Raw genomic sequence first — 22997 nt, 5'->3', positions numbered from 1 at the left:
CGGTCGACCACACACCGCGTCAGTCGGACGGTGCCGCGTCCCGTCGGATCGGCTCGCGACGGACGACGTCCCAGCCGCGCGGCACCCGCAGGCGGGCCGCGTGCCGGGCGCAGAGGTCGTAGCCGTGCGGCTCCACCCGCGTGGACAGGGGCCCGACGACCACCATCGAGTCACCGTAGTCGTACGTCAGGGTCGCCGACGCGCTCGCGCCACAGGCGACCTTGCTGCAGATCCGTACGTCCATACCGGCACCGACCCTACCGGTCGGAGGGACGCGGCCGTCGGACGGGCCCGGCGCCGCGCTCCGTCGCGCGCCCGCCGCGTACGATGGCGGGATGCGCCGGAAGCACCTCACCGTGACCCCCGTCGACCGTGCCCGCGGTCGTTCCCGGCACGGACGCGGTGGCCGCTCGAGCGTGACCGGACCCGACCTGGCGCCGGTGATCACCCGCGCCGAGACCTTCGACCGGATCGTCGGGGACACCGCGCACTACCTCGTGGGGCTGTGGCCGGACGAGCTCGCGGGGGTCGTGTTCCAGGTGGCCGACATGCCCACCGACCAGGCGCTGCCGGACCGGCTGCCCCGGTGGCGGGTCGACCGCGTCGGTCGTCGGGTCACCCTGTTCCGCGTCCCCGTCGAGCGGGTCACGCGCAGCCCGGAGAAGGACGACACCGATCGTCGGGTCATCGTCGAGACGGCGGTGTTCCGCGCGGTGGGCGAGTTGATCGACAAGGATCCTTGGGACCTGGCGCCGGACCGCTACCGCCACTGGTGACGATCCAGCGTCAGGGGTAGACGCGCAGCGGCGTGGACACCTCGGTCGCCGGTCGGACGGGGAACCCGCCGATGCCGTCGTCCGCGTCGTAGCTGACGCCCGCGACGAGTCCCTCGGCGCCCGTCAGCACGAGCTGCGTCGACACCGGCACCTGCACGGTCGCCGTGCTGCCGGAGGCCACCTCGACCTCCTGCTCGCGGTCCCCGGACGTGATCGTGACGGTCGCGTCCGTCCGGGTCGGGTTGACCAGGTTCATCCGCGCACCGCCGCCCGGCGCGACCGCCGTGACGACCCGGTCGCCGAGCGGTTCCGCGGACGCGAACCAGCCGAGGTCGCTCCGGCCGTCGTCGGTCGGCTTCGTGGTGCGGGCACCGGCGACGAGCGGTTCGGTCGACGTCACCGTGAACGAGTACCGCCCGTCCGGGAAGTCGTCGAGAGCGACGTCCGTGACGACCCCCGGCTCGGCCGTCGCGTTGACGGTCGACCCGCCGCCGTCCGCGGTCGTGATCCCGACGGTCACCCGCGCCGCGCGGTCGCCGGGCACGAACAGGCGGAGCACCGGAGCGGCGTCCTCGGTGTCGTCGCCGCGCTGCGCCTCCTCGGCACCGCGCAGCACGACCGCCGGGATCACCTGCGTCCGCGAGGGTGCGGCGCCGCCGGACACGACGTCGTACCCGCCGGGGGTCAGCGTCCGCACGATGCTCTCCTGCATGTGGGCGACGATCTGCCCGCCGGACGAGGTCACGTGCACCACCGTCGAGCCCTGGTCCGAGACGAAGCCGGACAGCGGCACGACCTTCTGCGTGTTCGGCGCGACCACGATGCCCGTCGTCCCGGGCGCCTGCACGGTGCCGGAGGCATCGAAGACGTCGAGGTCCACCGTCGCGTTGACGTCGGTCGGGTTCGACAGCGTGACCAGGCTCGTCCGTCCGGTCTCGGTCGAGCCGCCGACCAGCCACGTCGACTGGCCCGGGTCGTCGCAGGACGCCGCACCGAAGCCGACGAGGTCGCCCGAGGAGACGCTCTGCGACGTGCTGCCGGCCACCTGCGGCGTGCGGTCACCCGCGGGCGCGGTGAGGAGCTGCGGGTCGCTGCCACCGGTGGTGGACGGTTCGAGCGTCGACAGGTCGACGGTGCTGCCGGTGGTGCCCGTCGCGACCTGCGACGACCCGACGGTGCTCGCCGTCGTCGCGTCGTTGCCGGACTCGTCGGACAACCGCAGCGCGCTGCCGGCGCACACGCGCTCTGCGTCTGCGGGGACGGGTGTCACGAGCCGACCGGCCGGGCGCACCGGGGTGCTCTCGGTCCCGATGGCGTGTGCGGCGGTCACGGCGCCGGCGGCCACGACCACGGCGACCGCGGTGGCGGTCCCGCGGACGACCCACCGTCGGACGGACCGGTGCTCGGTGCTCATTCGTCGCGCTCCTCGTCGAAGGTGGTGGCGGGTTCCTCGGCCTCGATGACGTTCGAGGTCGCGCGGCGTCGGCGCGGTGCGGTGGGCACGGCGAGCAGGGCCGCCACGCCGAAGACCACGCCGAGCACGACGAGGTAGAGCACGTGCGTCGCCTGCGTCGCGGCGGAGCCGGTGGACACCCGGTCGACGTCGCCCTCGTAGTGGAAGAGCCGGCCGGACGTGGTCTGGCCGATGCTCGTGAAGCGGGCGTCCTGCCCGATCGCCCCGGCGGCCCGGTCGTGGACCTGCTGCGCGGCGTCGGCGCTCGGGCCGTCGTCGAGCAGCACGAACGAGATGCCGAGCTCGCGCAGCGCCGGCTCGGGGTCGTATCCGCTGCGGCTGGCGAGGTTGCCGGCCAGGGTGGCCAGCTGCGCGCCCGACCGGCTGAGGCGGAGCGCGGTGGAGTCGAGGGTCGTCTGGTCGTCGAGCGTCGAGCCCTGCCCGCGCTCGAGCGACGCCGCGAGCGAGCCGTCGGTCTGCGGCACGACCACGAGCGTGCCGACGTCCGGGTTGGCCTGCGCCTCCGCGTTCACGTAGGCGCTCAGGACCCGGCCCGTGGTGGGCTGCAGGAGGGTGTCGCCGAGGGTGGACGCGGCGAAGGCCGGCGCGACCGCGACCCCGGCGAACACCGCGGCGACGAGCCCGGCGACCGGGGCGGTCCGCGGGAGGACGTCGATGCCGATCGACGCCGCGAGCACGATGCCGAGCGCCATCGCGGAGAGCGCGCTGCCGGGCCAGGCGATCGTCGAGGTCGACCCGACCCCGGTGACGGTGAGGTGCGTGGCGCCGAAGGCGGTCGCGTAGCCGAGGAGCGCCAGCAGGAGCGCCGCGCCGGCGACGGCCCAGCGGTGCCCGAGGAGTGCCCCGACCGCCAGCAGGACGACCGGCAGCGCGAGCACGGCCATCGCGACCGGCAGCACCGTCGCCGCGAGTCCGAGGGGGGAGGTCGCGGGGAGCCACCCGCTCCAGTCGGGCAGCGGCTGCCCGATCGCGAGCTGCAGCGCCGACGGAGCGCGCGTGGCCGACGGGACGCCCGGGTCGGCGAACACGGCGAGGGGGTTCCCCCGGGCGACCTGCGCCAGGACGAGCGGGAGGAAGAGCACGGCGGCCGGCACCGGGATGAACACCCGACGGTGCGCGCGCCGCCAGCCGACGACGAGGGAGACGAACCACCCGACCAGGAGCACCGGCAGCAGCGACGGAGCCGAGGCCGCGACGACCGCGAAGAGCAGCGACGCGCCCGACGCCCACGCCCACGAGCGGTGCGCCTCGAGCACCGCGAGCACGAGCCACGGGAGCAGCAGGTGGGCGATGACGGCGCCGAGGTGGCCGGTCGTGACGGCACCGACGAGGGTCGGGGCGATCGTGTACAGCGCGGCGCCGACGACGGGGACCCAGGTGCGGGTGGTGACCTTGCGGACCACGAACCACGCGCCGAGCGCCGACAGCGGGAACGCGAGCAGGAGCACGACCACCACCGACGTCGACGGCGACCAGGCGGTGATCGACCCCAGCACGGCGAGCACGGCCGCGAACGGGTCGCTCGGTCCGGTGGAGCCGGTGCCGATCGAGTGCCAGCCGTAGCCGACGTTCTGCCACAGCCGCCCGACGGAGGTGCTCAGCGGCAGGAGACCGCCGCCGGTGACCGCCGGGCTGCCGAGCAGCGGGTACAGCGTGACGACGCTGAGCACGGCGGCGGCCAGCACGACCCACACGCCGCCGTCCCCCAGGAACGACGCCCTGGCGATCGGAGCGTCCTCGACTCGGGCGAGCTCGACGTCGCGTGACGTGGTGCGGTGCTCGTGCACCCGGCGCCAGCTGACGCGCAGCGGCTCGATCGCGGCCCAGCCGACGCGTCGCGTCCGTGCAGCGTTCGCCCGCGCGCGGCGGACACCGCCGCCGAAGGCCACGGCGAGGGCGGCGGCGAGCTCACCCGTCACCGCTGCAGGGTGCTTGGCGACGAGGTGGCCGAGGGCGCGCACCACGGCCGTCGGCACGAGCAGGAGCCAGTGCAGCCACAGGAGTCCGGCGGGCGCGTAGGTGAGCCGGCGGTGCAGCTCGGCCTGGCGGTGCAGGCGCACACGGCGTGCCTCGGAGACCCGCTTGCGACCGAACTCCTCGATCGGGCCGGCACTCGTCACGCGGGCCTCGGGCACGACGGCGACGCGGTGCCCGGCCAGGCGCGCACGGATGCAGAGGTCGAGCGCGGCGTCGACGTCGGGCAGCGCCGGGTCGAAGCCGCGCAGCTCGCGCCACACCGACCGACGCACGAGCATGCCGGCCGCGGACACACCCATCACGTCGGTGTGCCGGTCGTGCTGGCCCTGGTCGAGCTCGTCCTGCACCAGGCCGAGCGAGCGGCCGCCGCGCGTCGTGCTCTCGCCGAAGGCGCGGATGCGGGACGGGTCGTCCGTGTCCACGAGCTTCGGCCCGGCGACCACGACGGAGGGCGCGATCTCGACCGCGGAGAGCATCTCGGCGAGCGCGGTCGGCGCCGGTGCGTTGTCGTGTCCGAGCAGCCAGAGCCACTCATCGGGCGCCGCCCCGGTGCCGTCGCCGACCTCGGCGGTCGGCGCCTCGCGCTCGCCCGCGGCGACGGCCTCGCCGAAGGGGCGGCCGGCGGGCAGGCGCACGAGGCCGGCGGACCCGCCCAGGGCGAGCTCGGCGGTCGACCCGTCGGTGGACCCGACGTCGACGACGACCAGGTTGTCGGGGTGCCGGGTCTGGGCGACGAGGGCGTCCAGGGTCCGGTCGAGGTGCTCGCCGCCGTTCGCGGTCACGAGGACCGCGGTGACGCGGGGCTGGGCGGACCGGGGCTGCGCGGGACTGGGCTGCATGACGCGCGTCACTCTACGGTCTGGAGGCGCGCCTCCCGTCTCCGGGAGCGGCGCGCCGTGAACCTGTGCGAGCGATCAACGCGCGGTGCAGACCGGGCGCGCGGCGCGCCTCCCGACCGGGTGGCCCGGTGGTGCGGTGGACGCTAGGCGCGGCGGCGGAGCTTGCGGCGCTCGCGCTCGGAGAGCCCGCCCCAGATGCCGAAGCGCTCGTCGTTCTCGAGCGCGTACTCGAGGCACTGCGACCGGACCTCGCACGAGCCGCAGATCTTCTTGGCCTCGCGGGTCGAGCCGCCCTTCTCGGGGAAGAACGCCTCGGGGTCGGTCTGCGCGCAGAGCGAGTCGACCTGCCACGACAGCGGGTTCTCCTCGTCGCCGTCGGGCCGACGGACGCCGGGGACGCCGAGCGACACGGGATCGACGTGCCAGTCCTCCGGCACGCCGGCGTGGAAGTCGGAACCGTTCACCCTGATCACCCCTGACATGTCGACGACGGCCTGCAACGACCGAAGCCGCTGCCTGTAATTACAGCGGTGTGATTCCGTTCCGTCAAGTCGCGGATCATAGGAGGTGCTGCCCGATGCGGCGGGTCATGTCCCCCGTACGGGCGTGTCGCAGGCCGTCTGTCGGCCGATCGGGGGACACGGTGCGACCGCGGACCGCCGGCTCGGAGCGTCAGCCGACGCGGCGACGGGCCTCCCACGCGCTGGTGACCATCTCGTCGAGCGAGTGCCGCATCGCCCACTCGAGGTCGCGCGCCGCGGCCTCGCCGGTCGCGACGATGCGTGCCGGGTCGCCGGGACGACGCGGGGCGACCTCGGGCTCGAACGCGATGCCCGTGCCCGACGCCATGGCGTCCATGATCTGGCGGACGCTGACGCCGTCACCGCTGCCGAGGTTGTAGGCGCGGTCGAGCTGCTCCCCCGCCTCGAGCTTCCGCGCCGCGACGGCGTGCGAGTGCGCGAGGTCGGCGACGTGGATGTAGTCGCGGACGCAGGTGCCGTCCGGGGTGTCGTAGTCGTCGCCGTTGATCCGCGGCACCCGACCGGCCAGCAGCGCGTCGAACACGAGCGGGAACAGGTTGTGCGGGCTCGCGTCGTAGAGGTCCGGCTCCCCCGACCCGACGACGTTGAAGTAGCGGAGCGAGGTGGTGGCGAATCCGGCGGCGACCTCCATGTCGCGGAGCAGCCACTCGCCGATGAGCTTCGACTCGCCGTAGGGCGACTCCGGCGCCTTCGGGGTGTCCTCGACCACGACGTCGACGTCCGGCGTGCCGTACACGGCCGCGCTCGACGAGAAGACCGCCTTCGTGACGCCGTTCTCCGCCATGGCCCGGAGCAGGGTCGCGGTGCCGGTGACGTTCTGCTCGTACGTGTGCAGCGGGCGCTCGACCGAGACCCCGGCGTACTTGAAGCCGGCGACGTGCACGACGCCGGTCACCGCGTGCTCGCGCAGGGTCGCCGCGAGCAGCTCACCGTCCAGGATCGTGCCCTCGACGAAGGGCACGTCCTCGGGCACGAACCCGCGGAACCCGCTCGACAGGTCGTCGAACGCGACGGTGTCGATCCCTGCGGCGCGCAGGGCGCGGACGACGTGGGACCCGATGTACCCGGCACCGCCGGTGACCAGCCAACTCATGCTCGTCACGCTAGCGGACCGTAGCGGCGCGCCGGGGCGCAGGGAGCTGCGTGTTCACGCACCCGTCGCGATGAAGACCGTCGACGTCAGCCCCGTCGCGGCGTCGGCCTCGACCGTCACGTCACCCTCGTCCGGCGTCACGTAGCAGGACTCCCCCTGGCGCAGCAGGGTCGCGGAGTGCGCACCGACCAGGGTCACCGCTCCCGTCGTGCAGACCGCGATGCTCGGGCCGTGCAGCGGGGCGACGCCGCCCGTGCCGAGACCGACCGGGCGGCCGTCACCGGTCACGCGGACGAGGGCGAAGCCGACGCCCTCCGGGGCGAACCGGTCGACGCCCTGGTCGAGGTGCTCCGGCAGGAGGACCGGGGCCGGGTACGCGGTGAAGTCGAGGACCCGCAGCAGTTCGGGGACGTCGACGTGCTTCGCGGTCAGGCCGCCCCGGAGCACGTTGTCCGAGGGCGCCATGAGCTCGATGCCGAGCCCGTCGAGGTAGGCGTGCACGTTGCCCGCGGGCAGGTACATCGCCTCACCGGTCCGGAGCGTGACGCGGTGCATGAGCAGCGACACGACCACGCCGGGGTCGCCCGGGTACGCGACGGCCAGGTCGACGACGGTCTGCACGTTGGGGGTCCGGTCGTCCACCGCCACCGCGGCCGCGAGGTCGGACGCCGCCTGCACCACGGCGAGCGCCGAGGCGTCGGCGGTCTCCAGCCAGCGCACGGTGTCCTCGAGCCCCTGCGCCAGGTGCGCCCGGAGCGGGCCGAGCCGTCCGCTCCCGGCGTCGAGCGCCTCGACCTCGGCCACGGTGTCGGCGACGGGGCGGAAGCCGCTGAGCGCCTCGAAGCGGTCGCTCAGCGCGACGACGAGCTCGGGCTTCGGGAACGGGTCCTTGTAGTTCCGCGCGGGGTCGTCGAGCCGGATGCCCGCCGCTTCTTCGCGCTCGAAGCCCTCGCGGGCCTGCTCCGGGGTCGGGTGCGCCTGCAGCGACAGGGGCGCCGCCGCCGCCAGGAGCTTGAGCAGGAAGGGCAGCCCGGAGCGGTCCGGCCCGAGGGCGGCCTCCGGCTCGGCCTCGATCCAGTCACGCAGGGTGTCGGCGCCGCCCACCATCGCCGGGTTGACGACCACGCTCGGGCTGCCCGCGTGCGCACCGAGCCAGAGCTCCGCCTGGGGCGCGCCGGTGACGGTGCGGCCGAGCAGTTCGGGGATCGCGGTGACCGAGCCCCAGGCGTAGTCGCGCGGGGTGTTCGTGATGCCGAGGAACATGGGCCGAGCGTACCGGCCCGCACCGACCGTCCCGTGCGGGCCGCGGCGGCACCGGCGGCGACCGTCGAGGGGCGGGACGCACGATCCGCGGTACGTAGACTCGTCGCGATGTCCGAGCTGCCCAGGCGCCCGCGCCGGTCCGACGCCACCCGGTGGGACGTGCAGGGGCTCCGCGCCTTCGCCGTCCTGGCGGTCGTCGTCTACCACCTCTGGCCGAACCGGCTGCCGGGCGGGTTCGTCGGGGTGGACGTGTTCTTCGTCATCTCCGGCTTCCTCATCACCGGGCACCTGCTGCGCGAGCAGGCGACGACCGGGCGGATCGCGCTCGGCCGCTTCTGGGCGCGGCGCGCGAAGCGGCTCCTGCCCGGCGCCTCGCTCACCCTGCTCGCGACCGGTGCCGCGGTCCTCGTGCTCGTCCCGAGCACCCTGTGGGGACAGTACGGTCGCGAGCTCATCGCCTCGACGCTGTACGTGCAGAACTGGCAGCTGGCGTCGGACTCGGTCGACTACCTGGCGTCGGACAACCAGCCGTCGCCGTTCCAGCACTTCTGGTCGCTCTCGGTGGAGGAGCAGTTCTACATCGCGCTCCCCGTGCTGCTCGTCGCCCTGGCGGTCCTGCTCCGGCGCGCTCGGTGGTGGACGCCCGTGCGGACCGCTCGGGTGCTGCTCGGCGCGGTGGTCGTCGTCTCGCTCGTCTGGAGCGTCGTCGAGACACGCTCGGCGCCCGGCATCGCCTACTTCTCCACGGCCACGCGTGCGTGGGAGTTCGCCCTGGGCGGCGTCGCGTCGACGGTCGTCCTGTCGTCCCGCGTCCGTCCCGCGACCCGGTGGATCCGGACGGGAGGCGCGTGGCTGGGTGCCGCCCTGCTGGTCGCCTCGCTCGTCGTCATCTCCCCGGCGACCCCGTTCCCCGGCACCGCGGCGCTGCTGCCGGTCGCGGGGGCGGCCCTCGTCGTGCTGCTCGGCGCCCGGAGCGGACTGCAGGCCGTCGGTCGGCTCGCCCCGGTGGCCTTCGTCGGGCGGATCTCCTACGCCGTCTACCTCTGGCACTGGCCGGGGGTCGTCCTGCTGCCGATCGCGACCGGGCACCCCCTGGGCACGCGCGACGAGCTGCTCGTCCTGCTCGGCACCGCCCTCCTCGCGACGGTCACGACACTGCTGGTCGAGGAACCACTCCGCTTCTCCGCCCGCTTCCGGTCGCTCCGGCCCCGCAGGGTCGCCGTGTGGGGCGCGGTCAGCACCCTCTTGGTCGTCGCCCTCGGTGGGTCGACGCTCGGGGCGCTGCAGGTCCAGCAGGCGCAGGCAGCGGCGTTCCAGCGCTCGCTCGAGCGCGGCGACGTCCCCTGCTTCGGAGCGGCCGCGCGCATCGGCTCGGCAGACCCGTGCGCGGATCCACGGCTCGCCGACGTCCGGGTGCCGACACCGGCCGCCGCGGCGGAGGACGACGTCAACCGGGACGCGTGCTGGTCGAACACGACCGCCGCGTTCAACGTCTGCACGGTCGGGCCGCGGACCGGGTGGTCGAAGCACATCGCGGCGATCGGCGACTCGCACAACAACGCATTGCTGAGCGCCTACGCGGCGATCGCGGAGCAACGGAACTGGCGCATCGACGTCGCCGGGCACATCGGCTGCTACCTGACGACCGCCGTGCAGGAGGCCCCGTCGCAGGCGTACACCGACTCCTGCAACGCGTGGAAGCAGTCGGCGACGACCTGGATCGCGGCGCACCCGGACCTGGATGCCGTCGTCGTCACCCACGCGACGACGAAGTCCCCGGTCGTCCCGCCGGCCGGGACCTCGGTCGAGCAGGCCACCGTCGACGGACTCGTCGGCGCGTGGCGGTCGGCCACCGACGTCGGTGTGCCGGTGATCGCGATCCGCGACAACCCGGTCGCCCGGGACGACGTGATGACCTGCCTCGGTCGGATGTCCGGCCCGACGACGACGGCGTGCGACGTCCCGCGCAGCGAGGCCCTGGCCTCCTTCGACGGTTCCGAGCAGGCGGTCCGGGAACTCGGGGACCGCGCGCGCTTCGTCGACCTGACGGACTGGTACTGCACCGCGACGAGCTGCCCGGCCGTGGTCGGCGGCGTGCTCGTCCACCGTGACCCGACCCACCTGACCGCGACCTTCGCCACCACGCTCGCGCCGTACCTCGGCGCGGACCTCGCACGCGCGCTCGACTCGCTCGGACGCTGACCGGCGGTAGCCTGGTCGCCGTGACGAACACCTGGCCGCTCGCCCGCGGGACCGTGCCCGAGCGTGAGGCGTTCGCCCTCGCCACCGCGGTCGTCGGCGTGCTGTTCGCCGGCGATGCCGTGCCGAACACGATCACCTGGTACGGCGCCGCCGCGGTGTGGGCCGCCCTCGCAGGCTGGGGCATCGCGGTCGTGGTCCGCGCCCGTCCGCCGCTCACCCGCACGCCGCGGTCGCTCTGGTTGTTCCTCGGCTGGTGCCTGCTCAGCGTCGCCTGGTCGCACTGGCGTGCCGCGACCCTGGCCAGCATGGTCGCCCAGCTGCTCTGCGTGCTCGTCGCGTTCGCGATCGCGTCGACGCTCACCTGGCGGCGCCTGCTCGACGCCGTGTCGGCCGCGATGCGCTGGGTGCTCGGGCTGTCGCTGCTCTTCGAGGCGGTCGTGGCCGTCGTCGTCCGGCACCCGATCGCGCCGATCTGGACCGACTACGGCGACCGGAAGATCCCGGACGCCTTCTACTTCTCGCGCGCAGAGCTGTTCACCGGTGGTCGGATCCAGGGGCTCCCGGGCAACGCGAACCTGCTCGCGATGGTCGCCCTGCTCGCGCTCGTCGCGGTCGCCGTACAACTCGCCGAGGGGCGGATGCACCGCGGCCGCGCCGTCACCTGGCTCGCGGTGGGCGTCCTCGTGCTCGCGCTCACCCGGTCGTCGACCGTCCTCGTCGCCGCTGTCGTGGTGGTCCTCGCAGCGGCGGTCGCGGTCCTGGTCCGGCGCGTGCCGAGCGGACAGCGCGCTCCCCGCTACCTGACGGTCGCGGTCGTCGCGGTCGTGGTCGCCGTCGTCGGCGTCCTGGCTCGCGGCACGCTGACGAGACTCCTCGGCAAGTCGCCCGACCTGACCGGCCGCGGTGACATCTGGTCGGCGGTGCTCGGGCTCGTCGACCAGCACCCGGTCCTCGGGTGGGGCTGGATCGGCTACTGGTGGCCGAACATCCCCGCGCTCGCGGACATCGCCCACCGGAACGGCGTGACCTACCTGCAGGCACACGACGCCGCCCTCGACGTGCTCATGCAGACCGGGATCGTCGGGCTGGTCCTCTTCGCCCTGTACGTCGTGTCGACGCTCGTGCGCTCCTGGTGGTGCGCGACCCGGACGCCGTACGGCCCCGACCTGCGTCCCCGCGGCTTCGACCCGGTCTCGCTCTTCCCGCTCCTGGTCGTCGTGGCGCTGCTCGTGCAGGCGGTCGCCGAGTCCCGCCTGCTCTACCAGGGCAACTGGGTCCTCTTCGCGGTGCTCGCGATCAAGTCGCGTGTGGTGCTCGTCGGCGAGGAGCCCGCATCGACGGGCGACGGACCGCGCATCCCGGTCGCCGTCCGGACGTTCCGGGGCGCGACGGCGGACTGACCGTCGGCTCCGCGCCCGGACACCGTGCTCGGACGCCCCACCCGGGTCAGCGGTCCCGCAGGACCAGGGCGCAGGGCACCTGGGCCGACCACGGTGCCGTCCGCACCTCGAGCACCCGCAACGGGTCGGCCCGGCACGACGGCTCCGCGTCCCGCACCTGCGGTGCCCACTCCGGACCGTCGCTCCGCGTCGACGCGCCCGGGGCGGCGTTCGTGACGCTCGTCGCGACCACCAGCGCGACCACGCACCAGCCGAGGGCCGACCGGAGGACGGGTGCCGCGCCTCCCGTCCGGGTCCGGCGCACCCGCCCCGCGCCGCTGTCGACCAGCAGGGCGGCGGACAGGACCACCGCGGACAGCAGGAGCATGCCGGCGGCGGCTGCGTAGCGGCTCGGACCCACGGCGGCGAGCCCGACGGCGTCGAGCGTGCTCCACCGGCCGTCCGCCGGGGCGTTGGCGAGCAGCGCGGCCGTCCACACCACCACGGACCCGCCGGCGAGCGCCACGAGGAGCACGCGGGCGCGCCACGGCGCGACGACGAGGGCGACGACGAGCAGCGCGAGGACCGCGAGCGCCGGCCCCACCAGCACCCACGGGCCGTGTTCGGCGACCGCTGCGCCCACCGGTGCAACCCGCCGGTCCCAGAGACCGGCGACCGGCTGCAGCAGGTAGCCGGCGACGACGTCGGACGGGGCCGGGTACCCACGTTCCGACGCGCGCTCGGTCGTCAGGGCCGTCACCACCTGGGCCGCGCCACCGCCGATCGCCGCGAGCGTCACCGGGAGGGCACGGAGCCGCACCGCCGCTCCGTCCGAGCGGCCGGTACCGTCCGCTCGACCGGGCGCACCCCGGGGCGCCGGCCACCACGCCAGCGCGAGGAGCGGCAGGAAGACGACGGCCTGCAGCTCGGTGAGCGTCGCCGCCAGGGCGAGCACCGCGACGACCGCAGCGCTCCACCAGGACCGCGCTCGGTACGCGAACAGCCAGGGGACGAGGACGAGCGCGTACCAGTGCAGGTTCGCGGCGTTGCCGGCGATCTCGACCGGGGCCAGCGGGAGGACGACCGGCACGGCGGCGAGCAGCAGCCGCATCGTGCGGCCCGGGAGGACGTCGCGGGACAGCACGAACACGGCCGCGGCGACGACGCCCACGACCACGCACGAGGCCGCCGACACGGTCAGCGCGTACTGCTCGATCGGACGGTGCACGGCGAGGTCGACGACCAGACGTGGGACGAGGTGCAGGTAGCCGCCGTAGGGACGCAGGAGCGTCCCGTCGACGCCGTGCGCGATGCGCTCGCGCAGGAACAGCCCGCCGTCCTCGGCCCAGGCGGTCCCCCGCGCGACGGCGCCGAGCCGCCACCACGCCGTCGCGACCGCTCCGACGAGCACGACGAGCGCGACGATCGCTTCCGCCGACGCCGGGCCGAGGGGCCGGTGGGCACGTCGTGCCGCGCCCCGGTGCCCCGAACGGGACGACGGTGGCGGGTCGGCTCGGCGCTCCATCGACGGCCGAACCTAGCCGGACCATCGCGGTCTGCGATATCGACGCTCCGCGATACGTCGAAGTCTCCCGGCACGGTGCGAGAGGATGGACGCGTGACGGACCACGGGCTGAGCAGGCGAGCGCTCGCTCGGCGCTACCTGTCGGCGTGGATCGGCTTCTCGGCGGGCGGTCGCTTCAGCCAGGCGCTCGCGACGGCGATCCTGCTCTTCGCCTTCGGCGAGCCCGCCGTCCACGCGATGGTCGGCGCCGCCGGCACCTGGGCCGTGCTCGTCACCCTCGTGGTGCTCGCCGGGCTCAGTCTGCTCGGGCAGCGCTACCGGATCGAGTGGCACGGGGTCCTGCCCCTCTCGCTGCTCGCCTTCGTCGGCTTCTGCGCCCTGAGCGTGGTGTGGAGCGAGTACTCCTGGTACGCGCTGCGCGGCGTGGTCGAGACGGTCTGCTTCGTCGGACTCGGGCTCTACCTGGCGCTCGGCCGCGACCTCGTGCAGGTGATCCGCGCCGCCGGTGACGCCTTCCGCATCCTGCTCGTCGTGGCGCTCGGTCTCGAGGTGCTCTCCGGGCTCGTGCTCGACGTCCCGATCCCCGCGTTCGGCATCCGGGGCGACATCGCCTACGGCGGACCCATCCAGGGGATCGGCGGCAACCGCAACTTCATGGGCTTCGTGGCCGCGACCGCCCTGGTCACGTTCGTGGTCGAGTTCCTCACCCGCTCGGTGACGACCTGGCGGGCCGTCGCCTCCACCGCCCTCGCCGTGATCGCGCTCATGCTCGTGCAGTCCCCCATCACCGGGATCGCGATGATCGCACTGGCCGTGACCGCCCTGGCCCTCTGGGCGCTGCGGCACGCCGCACCGACGACCCGGCCCGTCGTCAACACCGTGCTCGGCGGCGCGGTGCTGGGCATGGCCGTGCTGGCCGTGCTGTTCCGGCACCGGGTCCTCGCCGAGATCGGTGCCGCCGGCGGGACCGCGACACGGCTCGGTCTCTGGTCGCAGATCCGACTGCTCGGCGAACAGGACCCGATGCAGGGGCGTGGCTGGGTCGGCGCCTGGCCGACGGAGGACGTCTTCCCGTTCACCACCCTCGTCGACCCGTCGGGAGCACGGTTCACCTCCGGCCTCTCCGCCTTCGTCGACGCCTACCTGCAGGTCGGGCTCGCGGGCGCGCTCCTGCTCGCGGTCGCGGGCGGCCTGGCGTTCGCCCGCGCCTGGGTGACCGCGACGACCTTCCCCGGTGTCGCCTACGTGTGGCCGGCCGCGATCCTCGTGCTCCTCGCGGTGACGAGCACCGCGGAGAGCTACCTGCTGCACGGCGCAGGTCTGATGGTGTTCGCCACCGTGATCGTCGTGGCCGCCCGTCGGCGCTCGTGGCGGCGGCACCTACCGCGCGACCAGACCTGACGGCGACCCCGCGGCGCCACGGGTCGCCGGGCATGCCGGGCACGCCGGGCACGCCGGGCACGCCGGACGAGTCTGAGCAGTGGTCGCCCGTTGGTAGCATCGACGGCATGTCCATGCTCGAGCAGACACTCATCGTCATGCCCGCGTTCAACGAGAGCGCGGTGGTCGGCGACGTCGTGCGCGAGGTCCAGACCGCCCTCCCGGGGGTCACCGTGCTCGTCGTGAACGACGGTTCGGCGGACGACACGGCCGCCGTGGCACGGGCCGCGGGCGCGACCGTGCTCGACCTGCCGTTCAACCTCGGCGTCGGCGGTGCCATGCGCGCGGGCTTCAAGTACGCGGTCGCCAACGGCTTCCGGTACGCGGTGCAGGTCGACTCGGACGGGCAGCACGACCCCTCCGGTGTCCCGCAGATCCTCGATGCCCTGCAGCGCAACGACGTCGTGATCGGCGCCCGGTTCGCCGGGGTCGGCGACTACGAGACCCGCGGTCCCCGCCGCTGGGCGATGGTGGTGCTCGCGTCGGTCGTGTCCCGCATCGCCCGGACCAAGCTGACCGACACCACGTCGGGCTTCCGCGGCGCCGGCCCCCGTGCACTGACGCTCTTCGCGGCGCACTACCCGGCCGAGTACCTCGGCGACACGGTGGAGTCGCTCGTCCTCGCAGCCCGTGCGGGCTGCTCCATCGAACAGATACCCGTCGCCATGCGGGTGCGCGCCGGCGGTGTCCCGTCGCACGCCCCGTTCAAGGCCATGATCTACCTGGGCCGGGCCGCGATGGCGCTCGTGATCGCCCTCTGGCGTCCCCGGCTCGCCCTGCGCACCTCGGAGGTCCCCGGCTCGTGAACGTCGTCACGTACGTCTTCGGCATCGTCGTCGCGTGCCTCGTGCTGCTCGCTGTCTTCGAGCTGCTCCGTCGCCGACGGCTGCGCGAGCGCCACGCCCTGTGGTGGATCGTCGCCGGCGCGGTCGCGCTGGTCGTCGCGGTCTTCCCGGGCCTGCTCGAGGGCACCGCGGCAGCGCTCGGCTTCTCGGTGCCGACGAACCTCGGGTTCTTCGTCTGCATCGTCCTGCTGTTCATGGTCTCGGTGTCGCAGAGCGCCGAGCTCACCGTGCTCGAGGAGAAGACCCGCGTGCTCGCCGAGCACGGCGCCCTGCTCGAGGAGCGCATCGACCGGCTCGAGCGTCCAAGTGGCAGTGCGACGGGCGCGCGCCTGACCGGTGACCCCGACCTCCGGGTCGACGCGGCCGGCATGCCGGACCAGGACCGCCGCGGATGACCGCTCGGGACGTCACCGTCGTCATGCTGGCGTACGGTGACGAGCCGGTCCTGCACGCCGCCGTCCGTTCGGTCCTCGACTCCGAGGACGTCGACGTCTCCGTCGTGCTCGTCGACAACGGGTGCACGTCGGACGCCGTGCGCACGCTGCCCGCGGATCCGCGCCTCCGGGTCGTGACCCCGGCGGAGAACCTCGGGTTCGCCGGCGGTGTCAACCTCGGTGCTGCCGGTGTCCGGACCACCTACCTCGGCCTCGTCAACTCCGACGCCGAGGTCCACCCGGACGCCCTCGCCACCCTCGTCGAGGTCGCCGCTCGACCCGACGTCGGCATCGCCAGCGGCAGCATCCGGCTCGCCGACCGACCGGACACGATGAACTCCGCCGGCAACCCGGTCCACGTCGTCGGCCTGAGCTGGGCCGGCGCTCACGGCGAACCGGCAACGGCCCACGCGACCGAACAGGACGTCGCCTCGGCCTCCGGCGCCGGGCTGGTCCTGCGCCGTGAGCTCTGGGAGCGACTCGGCGGCTTCGAGGACACGTACTTCGCCTACCACGAGGACGTCGACCTCAGCTGGCGCACGTGGCAGCTCGGCCTCCGCGTCGTCTTCGTGCCCGACGCGGTCGTCCTGCACCACTACGAGTTCAGCCGCAACGCCCGCAAGATGTTCCTGCTCGAGCGGAACCGCCGGATCTTCCTGTCGACCCTGTACGGCCGACGGCTGCGGGCCGCGACCGCGCTTCCGGCGTGGGCGATCGACCTGGCCATGGGGCTGGTCGCGCGCGCCCAGGGATGGGCGCCCCAGCACCGTGAGGCCCGCCGGTGGATCCGCGACAACCAGGCGTGGATCGCAGAACGGCGTGCCCGCGTCGAGGCCGCTGCGGTCGTCGACGACCGCCACATGGCGCGCCTGCTCACCGCGACGCTCGACCAGCAGGTGTTCCCGCTGCCTCGGGGCGCCGGTGTCCTGCAGGCCGTGATGCGGGCCTACTGGACGGTCGCCCGCCGCTTCGTCTGACGGTCGGGCCTCCCACGGCCCGTCCGACCGGTGCCGAGTCCGACGACGACGAGGGCGGCGAGGCTCACGACCGAGCCGACGACGAACCCCGTCGTGCCCGCGGTCAGCGGCGCGCTCGGGGCCGCGACGAGGATCACGACCACGCCGACCACGAGACCGCTCAGCGACGCCAGGGCGACCTCGCCCGACCGTCCGGCGGCGAGCAGGAACGCGGCCGGTACGAGGGCGATGGTGAAGACGAACACCCCGATGAGCAGCCCGCGCAGCACCGGCGCCGCAGCGACGCCCTGCTCCGGGTAGAACAGCGGCATCACGAACCCGGCCAGGGCCGCGATCGCGCCGAAGACCACGACGCAGCCTCCGGTGAAGACCAGGAAGACGGCGAGCCGTCGCCGGTCGCGGAGCGACCCGTTGCCGGCCTCGTGTGCGAACGCCGGCACGATGATCTGGCTGACCGCCTGCCCCACCATGGAGGCAGGGGTCGCGATGGTGAAGGCGGCGGCGTACACCCCGACCTGCGCCGGTGCCGCGAAGACCTCGGCACTGATCATGGCCAGCTGGAGCAGGCCGTTGGTGGCCAGGCCCGCCAGGACGTTCCAGGCCGTGAAGGACAGCACGCCGGCACGCGGCAGCTCGGTCGGCCCGGTGACGCCCCTCGGCCAGCAGACGACGGCGAACACGGTGTAGCCGACCGAGATCGGCACGAGCACCCAGGAGTCCGCTCCGACGGCGAGCACCCCGACCAGCCCGGCGAGGGACAGCAGCCCGGTCCCGAGGTCGGCGAGCCCGACCCGACGCGCGCGACCCCGCCCGAGTGCTCCGGTGCGGGCGTAGGCGTAGGCGCCGTAGCCGGCGACGGTCCACGCCGCGGTCGCAGCGAGGACGCCGTCGTGCGTCCAGCCCCAGGCGACGGGGACGGCGGCCGCACCGAGCACGACGACCGACAGCGCCCAGGTCCGGGTGAGCAGTCGGACGACGGCACGGTCGTCCTGACCGCGGGCCACCGCGAACGCGATGTACCGACTCGCGGCGTTGCCGGCGGCCGTCGGCCACACGAGCGCGAGGAAGATCGACAACGACAGGACCGCGCTGACGTGCCCCAGGTCCGCCGAGCCCAGGGACCGACCGATCACGACCGTGTACGCCAGGCGAGCGACGCCCTGCGCGACGATGCCGCTCGTCGACCAGGCGGCCGACCGGGCCAGGGTGCTGGTGCTCTGGGGCGCTGGGGACACCGTGGTCATCGGTCGTCGGCCTCGTCAGTGGTCGGGGGCGGGGGGCGTGGGAACGATACACGATGCGACACCGCGGCCCTCCTCGGGACGGCGCTGCGCCCCCTCCTCGCGGGCACCGCGCTGCTATTGTTCTGTGGGCTCGCCCGGGCGCGCGGGCCGCCCTGCAGCCGCCTCGTGAGGAGACCCAGCACACCGATGTCCCAGACCCGGACCACCCCCAGCCGCGACCGCGATCAGGTCGGACGAAGCACGGACTGGCAGGTCCGCACCGCTCGGCAGGTCCGCCCCGCCTGGCAGGTCTTCGTGATGGCGTTCCTCGTCCTCGCAGCCCTCGCGGGGAGCTGGGCGGTCACGAGTCCGCTCGAGTCGGCTCCCGACGAGCCTGCGCACACCATCCACGCCGTCGCGGTCGTCCGCGGTGAGCTCATCGGCGACCCGTCCACCCAGCAGCGCGGCGCGAGTGAGGTCGACGTCCCCAAGTGGGCTGCCAGCAGCGCGCAACTGGCGTGCTTCATGCTCAACCCGACCATCAGCGCGAACTGCCAGCAGCCGCTCCCGGACTCGTCGGAGACCACCAGCGGACTGACGAGCGCCGGCACCTACAACCCGATGTACTACGCCGTGGTCGGGCTGCCCTCGCTGGTGCTCGAGGGCAAGGCGGCGCTGTACGCGATGCGCGGCGTCAGCGTCATCTGGTGCTGCGCGCTCCTCGCCCTCGCGGTGGTCGCGCTGAGCCGACTGCGGTCGCCGGGCTGGCCCCTCGCCGGGTTCGCCGTGGCGACGACCCCGATGGTGCTGTTCCTCCTGGGCTCGGTCAACCCGAGTGCGCTCGAGATCGCCGCGACCGTCATGCTGTTCTGCTGGCTCGCACTCATCGCCGAGCGCCGGGCCGACCGACTGCCACCGAGCCACGCCGCCGCGGTCGCCGTGGCCGGGGCGATGCTCGCGAACACCCGGAGCATCGCGCTCCTGTGGCTCCTGCTCGTCGCGGTCGCCACCCTGGTCGACCTGTCCCTCCTGCGCAGGCTCGTCCGCAACCGCTCGGTGTGGATCGCCGCCGCGGTCATCGCGGTGGCCGCGGTCGCCGGACTCCTGTGGACCCTCAGCAGCAACAGCCTCGGTGCCGGAGTCCCCTACGTCGGCGCCGGCACGAGCCACCTCAGGGGCTTCGTGCACATGCTGCTGATCACGTTCCAGAACGGACAGGGCTACATCGGGCTCTTCGGGTGGATCGACACCCCGCTCCCCGCCACGTCGATCGTCCTGTGGGGCGGAGCGATGCTCGCCTTCACCGTGACCGGCCTCGTGTTCGGACGCGGCCACCGGCGTTGGGCCGTCCTCGTGCTCTCCGCCGCGGTCGTCTTCGTCCCGCCGGTCGTCCAGGGCATCGCGGTGACCGAAGCCGGGTACATCTGGCAGGCGCGCTACATCCTCGCCCTGGTCGCGTGCATGGTCATCGCGTCCGGCATCGCGATCGGGGACGCCTTCCCCCGGTCCCTCGCGAACGGTCGTGTCCGCCTGCTCGCCGTCGTCCTGCTCGTCGCGCTCGCGATCATGCAGGTGCACGCGTCGGTCTGGGCGCTGAAGCGCTACGTCGTCGGCGACGGGTTCGGCTGGCGGACCATGCTGACGACGCCCCAGTGGCAGCCCCCGCTCGGATGGCCGGTGTGGGTGGGCATCCTGGCGGTCGGCCTCATCGCCGGCACGACGCTCGTCCTCCGCGCCGCCTTCACCCCTGTGCTGACGACCGAGGATGCTGACGGACCCGGCGACGGCGGACAGGACCCGTTCCCTGCCGTCGTCGGCGACGACGACCCCGCGGGCCGCCGGCCCCCGGCCTGACGCACCAGCCGGGCGCGACGAGCCGCGTGTCAGGGGCGCCACCCGGACACGCCGAACCCGCGTGTCCGCATGCCCGTGTGTCGGGCGGACCGTCCTCTCGCGCCGGCCTGGCGCGCCGACTCGGCCGCATGTCAGGTGCACCGTCCTGACGCGCCAGCGGCACCGGAACGACCTTGCCCACCGCACTGCGCCGCTCCGGCAGCGCGACGATCCAGCCGGAGCTGCCCGACTCGCCCGTCGCGCCTGGACCGGCACCGGAACCGAGACCGGCCGCAGGACGACCGTCCGGTGTCGGCACAGGAACCAGCCGTCGCCTTCACTCGCGGCCGTGCCAGCGCCGACACACGAACGGGACGGCCCCACCTCCCGGAGGAGGTGGGGCCGTCCCGTTCGTGCTGAGCCGGTGCTCAGGGCACCGTCACTGCGAAGCACCCGAGGGAGGTGTTGCCCCCGCTGCCCGTGTTCACCGCGGTGAGGCAGATCCGCTGGCTGCCGGACGCCGCCGGCACAGTGGCTCCGAACCCGTGTGCCGCGCCGAGCGCCGGGTAGGCGGCCCCCACGTCCGGACGATCGACGTCCGCCGTGACCGGCACCGTGGTGGAGCCGACGGTCGCCTGCACGGTGATCGCGGTGCTCGGGGTGTCCTGGTCGAACGCCCAGCCACGGATCGCGATCCCACCGGCGACCCCGGTGACCGAGTTGACGTCGCCACGCGGCACCGTGCCCGGGTCGACCGGAACGGTGACCGTCCGGCAGCCCAGGTCGGTGTCACCACCGGCGGCGTTGTTCACCGCCGTCAGGCAGACCTCCTGCTTGCCGGCCGCCGTCGGGATCGTCGCTGCGAACCCCGAGGTCGCGCCGGCCTGGGCGTTGCGTGCCTGGACGTCCGTCCGTGCCACGTCGGTGACCACCGACGTGCTCTTGCCCGCGACGGTCGCACGGACCGCGATCGGGCTCGTCGTGTCCGGGTCGAACGCCCATCCGGTGACGCGGACACCGCCGACGACGCCGGTCACGCCCTCGAGGGACCCGACGGGCTTCGAACCCGCGTCCGTCACGGTCAGGGTCGCGCACCCCATCGGGGTGTTCGGCCCGGTGCCGGTGTTCACCGCGGAGATGCAGATCTGCGACGCTCCGGTCGGAGCCGGCACCACGGCGTCGAAGCCGTGGGAGGACCCGGTACCGGGGTGCACCACGCCGACGTCAGGACGGTTGCCGTTCGCGGTGATCTTCGTGGTGGTGCCGCCGATCGTCGCCGTGACGGTGACCGGCTGCGTGGGCGTGTCGGAGTCGTAGACCCAGCCGGCGACACGGATGCCCCCGACAGCGGGTGCCAACAGCTCGAGGTTGCCCGTCGGTGCCGCTCCGGTGTCCTTCACGGGCTGGGGCACGGTCACCGACCGGCACCCCATGTCGCGGTCGGCGCCGGACCCGATGTTGACGACGGTCCCGCAGATGGTCTGCGCTCCCGCAGCGGCCGGCAGCGTGACGTTGAAGCCCGCGGTCGCGTTCGCCTTCGGGTAGGCAGCCTGGACGTCGGGGCGCTGCAGTGACGTCGTCACCGTGCTGGTCGTCCCACCGATCCGGAACTTCAGCTGGACCGGCTGCGCCGAGTCGGCATCGAACGCCCATCCCGAGACCTTGATCCCGGTCGCGGTCGGCGTCGCCTCCTCCCACGACACGACCGGCGAGTTCCCGGTCGGCGCGACCACGGTCACGGTCTTGCACCCGAGCACCGTGTTGGCGGTGCCGCCACCCTCGTTGATGCCGAAGGCGCAGATGTTCCAGCTCCCCGGCGTCAGGGTGAACGTCGCTCGGAAGCCGTGCGCCGAGCCGTACAGCGGGTTCGCCTGGCCGACGTCGGGACGGTCGAGGTTCGCGGCGGTGTGCTGGCCGATGCCGTTGGCGTAGACGTCGACGGTGATCGGGCCGGCCTTGTCCGGGTCGATCGCCCACCCGCTGATGGTCGCCGTGTTGCCGGACACGGACACCTCCTCCACGTTGCCGTAGGGGTTGCCGGTCGGGACCTGCACCGTGCGGCAGCCGGCGGAGGTGTTCGGCCCGCCCTGCGAGTCGATGAAGAACAGGCACACCTGGTGTTGACCGCCGGCGATGCCGAACGTCGCGTTGAAGCCGTGGTTCGGACCGTTGCTCGGGTACGCGGCGCCGACGTCCGGCCGCCCCTGGTTCGCGGTGATCGCTCCCGCACCGACACCGTCGATGTAGACGTGCACCTGGATCGGGGTCGTCGGCGCATCCGGGTCGATCGCCCAGCCGGACACGTTCACCGAGCCCAGGCCGGCGGTGACGGCCTCGACGTTGCCGAACGGCTGCGATGCGCCGGTCGGCGATCCGAACCAGTTCTGGTAGTAGTTGAAGAAGTTCAGGTTGCCGTACGCACCGCAGGCACTGTCACTGCGCCCGGCGAGCACGTTCGCGTTCGGCTGGTACGGCGTGTAGTAGTACAGCGCCGCGGTCGCCTTGTTCTGCACGGTCACCTGGCTGGAGCCACAGGCGGCGTTCGGGTTGAACCGCACGGCCGAGGGCACGCCGATCGGGTACCACGTGAAGTAGTTGCTGGTGCCGGGCGGGTTGCCGTAGCGCTTGAGCTGCCACGCGGCGAGGTAGATCTGGTTGTACAGGCCGGCGTACGCGGGGTCGCACCAGCCGGGCTTCGCCGTGTTGTCCGGGCAGGCGTAGCCCATCGCCCGGTCCAGGCGCGCGTCGGACGGCGCGGACATCGTGACGAGCGACTGCTCCTTCTGCAGGATCACGAGCAGCGCCTTCGCGCTGATGCTGCACGACCGCTGCACCTTGTAGATGATGGTGGAGGTCAGCTCGTTCGCCGCACCCTGGTACGCAGCGCACATCGCGTCGGCACCCCGCGACGTGGTGTTCGTCCGCTTCAGCCGCAGGCAGTTCCCGTTGCCGCAGGACGGCTCGTTCGCGTTGAGGAACGCCTGGATCTCCGCCTCGGACATCGCGTTGGCGTTGTAGAAGTTCGCGTCGGAGATGATGTTGCCGGCTTGGAACGTCGCCGCGCCGGCGGAGTTCGACTGGACGGCCACGAGCCCGCCGACCACGGTCGCGACGAGCGCGAGCGCGATGGCACCTCGGAACCAGATGGATCGCAGCAGCGCTGCCATGGTGCTTC

17 protein-coding genes are annotated in these 22997 nt (G+C 73.6%); 8 read left to right on the top strand and 9 right to left on the bottom strand.

What is annotated here, in order from left to right; genetic code table 11:
- Positions 1 to 19: 19 nt before the first annotated feature.
- Positions 20 to 244 (bottom strand): DUF3499 family protein, encoded by a 225-nt coding sequence (locus QUG98_RS10395; protein WP_058729601.1) that lies wholly within the window; start codon positions 242 to 244, stop codon positions 20 to 22.
- Positions 245 to 335: 91 nt separating this feature from the next.
- Here QUG98_RS10395 and QUG98_RS10390 point away from each other — a divergent pair, with 91 nt between their 5' ends.
- Positions 336 to 776, top strand: a complete 441-nt coding sequence (locus QUG98_RS10390) for a metallopeptidase family protein (RefSeq protein WP_289470458.1) — start codon at positions 336 to 338, stop codon at positions 774 to 776.
- 10 nt (positions 777 to 786) lie between these two features.
- On the opposite strand, the gene QUG98_RS10385 is transcribed toward QUG98_RS10390, so the two are convergent.
- The 5 genes from QUG98_RS10385 to manA all read right to left on the bottom strand — a co-directional run bounded on the left by QUG98_RS10385 (position 787) and on the right by manA (position 7964).
- Positions 787 to 2190, bottom strand: coding sequence for a DUF5719 family protein (locus tag QUG98_RS10385; RefSeq protein WP_289470456.1), 1404 nt, complete (start codon positions 2188 to 2190; stop codon positions 787 to 789).
- Entirely contained in the window at positions 2187 to 5066 is a 2880-nt protein-coding gene (locus QUG98_RS10380; RefSeq protein ID WP_289470455.1) for a glycosyltransferase, read from the bottom strand. Before QUG98_RS10380 ends, QUG98_RS10385 begins: the two co-directional genes overlap by 4 nt.
- A 143-nt stretch (positions 5067 to 5209) precedes the next feature.
- Positions 5210 to 5548, bottom strand: coding sequence for a WhiB family transcriptional regulator (locus QUG98_RS10375; RefSeq protein WP_434533434.1), 339 nt, complete (start codon positions 5546 to 5548; stop codon positions 5210 to 5212).
- Between the two features lie 190 nt (positions 5549 to 5738).
- Entirely contained in the window at positions 5739 to 6701 is a 963-nt protein-coding gene (gene galE / locus QUG98_RS10370; protein ID WP_289470452.1) for a UDP-glucose 4-epimerase GalE, read from the bottom strand.
- 54 nt (positions 6702 to 6755) lie between these two features.
- On the bottom strand, positions 6756 to 7964 hold the full coding sequence (gene manA / locus QUG98_RS10365) for a mannose-6-phosphate isomerase, class I (RefSeq protein ID WP_289470451.1): 1209 nt from the start codon (positions 7962 to 7964) through the stop codon (positions 6756 to 6758).
- Positions 7965 to 8072: 108 nt separating this feature from the next.
- Here manA and QUG98_RS10360 point away from each other — a divergent pair, with 108 nt between their 5' ends.
- Positions 8073 to 10166, top strand: coding sequence for an acyltransferase family protein (locus QUG98_RS10360; protein ID WP_289470450.1), 2094 nt, complete (start codon positions 8073 to 8075; stop codon positions 10164 to 10166).
- A gap of 20 nt (positions 10167 to 10186) precedes the next feature.
- A complete protein-coding gene (locus QUG98_RS10355; RefSeq protein ID WP_289470449.1) occupies positions 10187 to 11566 on the top strand; it encodes an O-antigen ligase family protein in 1380 nt (459 codons plus the stop codon).
- Positions 11567 to 11612: 46 nt separating this feature from the next.
- On the opposite strand, the gene QUG98_RS10350 is transcribed toward QUG98_RS10355, so the two are convergent.
- Entirely contained in the window at positions 11613 to 13070 is a 1458-nt protein-coding gene (locus QUG98_RS10350) for a hypothetical protein (RefSeq protein WP_289470448.1), read from the bottom strand.
- A gap of 93 nt (positions 13071 to 13163) precedes the next feature.
- Between QUG98_RS10350 and QUG98_RS10345 the strand changes: the two genes are divergently transcribed.
- From QUG98_RS10345 to QUG98_RS10330, 4 genes are all read left to right on the top strand, one after another.
- Entirely contained in the window at positions 13164 to 14471 is a 1308-nt protein-coding gene (locus tag QUG98_RS10345) for an exopolysaccharide production protein (protein ID WP_289470447.1), read from the top strand.
- A 107-nt stretch (positions 14472 to 14578) separates the two neighbouring features.
- Complete coding sequence (locus tag QUG98_RS10340; protein WP_289470446.1) at positions 14579 to 15316, top strand: glycosyltransferase family 2 protein; 738 nt, start codon at positions 14579 to 14581, stop codon at positions 15314 to 15316.
- Entirely contained in the window at positions 15313 to 15750 is a 438-nt protein-coding gene (locus tag QUG98_RS10335; RefSeq protein ID WP_289470445.1) for a DUF2304 domain-containing protein, read from the top strand. The genes QUG98_RS10340 and QUG98_RS10335 overlap by 4 nt, the downstream gene beginning before the upstream one ends.
- Positions 15747 to 16766 carry a glycosyltransferase family 2 protein gene (locus tag QUG98_RS10330; protein WP_289470444.1) on the top strand — a complete coding sequence of 340 codons (1020 nt, stop codon included), beginning with the start codon at positions 15747 to 15749 and terminating at the stop codon, positions 16764 to 16766. The genes QUG98_RS10335 and QUG98_RS10330 overlap by 4 nt, the downstream gene beginning before the upstream one ends.
- On the opposite strand, the gene QUG98_RS10325 is transcribed toward QUG98_RS10330, so the two are convergent.
- Positions 16736 to 18010: a lipopolysaccharide biosynthesis protein gene (locus tag QUG98_RS10325; RefSeq protein ID WP_289470443.1), complete on the bottom strand. Its 1275-nt coding sequence runs from the start codon at positions 18008 to 18010 to the stop codon at positions 16736 to 16738. The two genes, QUG98_RS10330 and QUG98_RS10325, sit on opposite strands and share 31 nt — an antisense overlap.
- Positions 18011 to 18196: 186 nt before the next feature.
- Here QUG98_RS10325 and QUG98_RS10320 point away from each other — a divergent pair, with 186 nt between their 5' ends.
- The gene (locus QUG98_RS10320) at positions 18197 to 19843 is read left to right on the top strand and encodes a DUF2142 domain-containing protein (RefSeq protein WP_289470442.1); all 1647 of its coding nucleotides are present in this window, start codon (positions 18197 to 18199) and stop codon (positions 19841 to 19843) included.
- Between the two features lie 407 nt (positions 19844 to 20250).
- Here QUG98_RS10320 and QUG98_RS10315 read toward each other — a convergent pair whose 3' ends face one another.
- Positions 20251 to 22989, bottom strand: coding sequence for a hypothetical protein (locus QUG98_RS10315; protein ID WP_289470441.1), 2739 nt, complete (start codon positions 22987 to 22989; stop codon positions 20251 to 20253).
- Positions 22990 to 22997 lie beyond the last annotated feature (8 nt).

Origin of the sequence: Curtobacterium subtropicum (assembly GCF_030362975.1) — a bacterium.
Lineage (GTDB): Bacteria > Actinomycetota > Actinomycetes > Actinomycetales > Microbacteriaceae > Curtobacterium > Curtobacterium subtropicum.
Note: the sequence above shows the minus strand (reverse complement) of the source record. Positions and strands in the feature narration are given on the sequence as shown.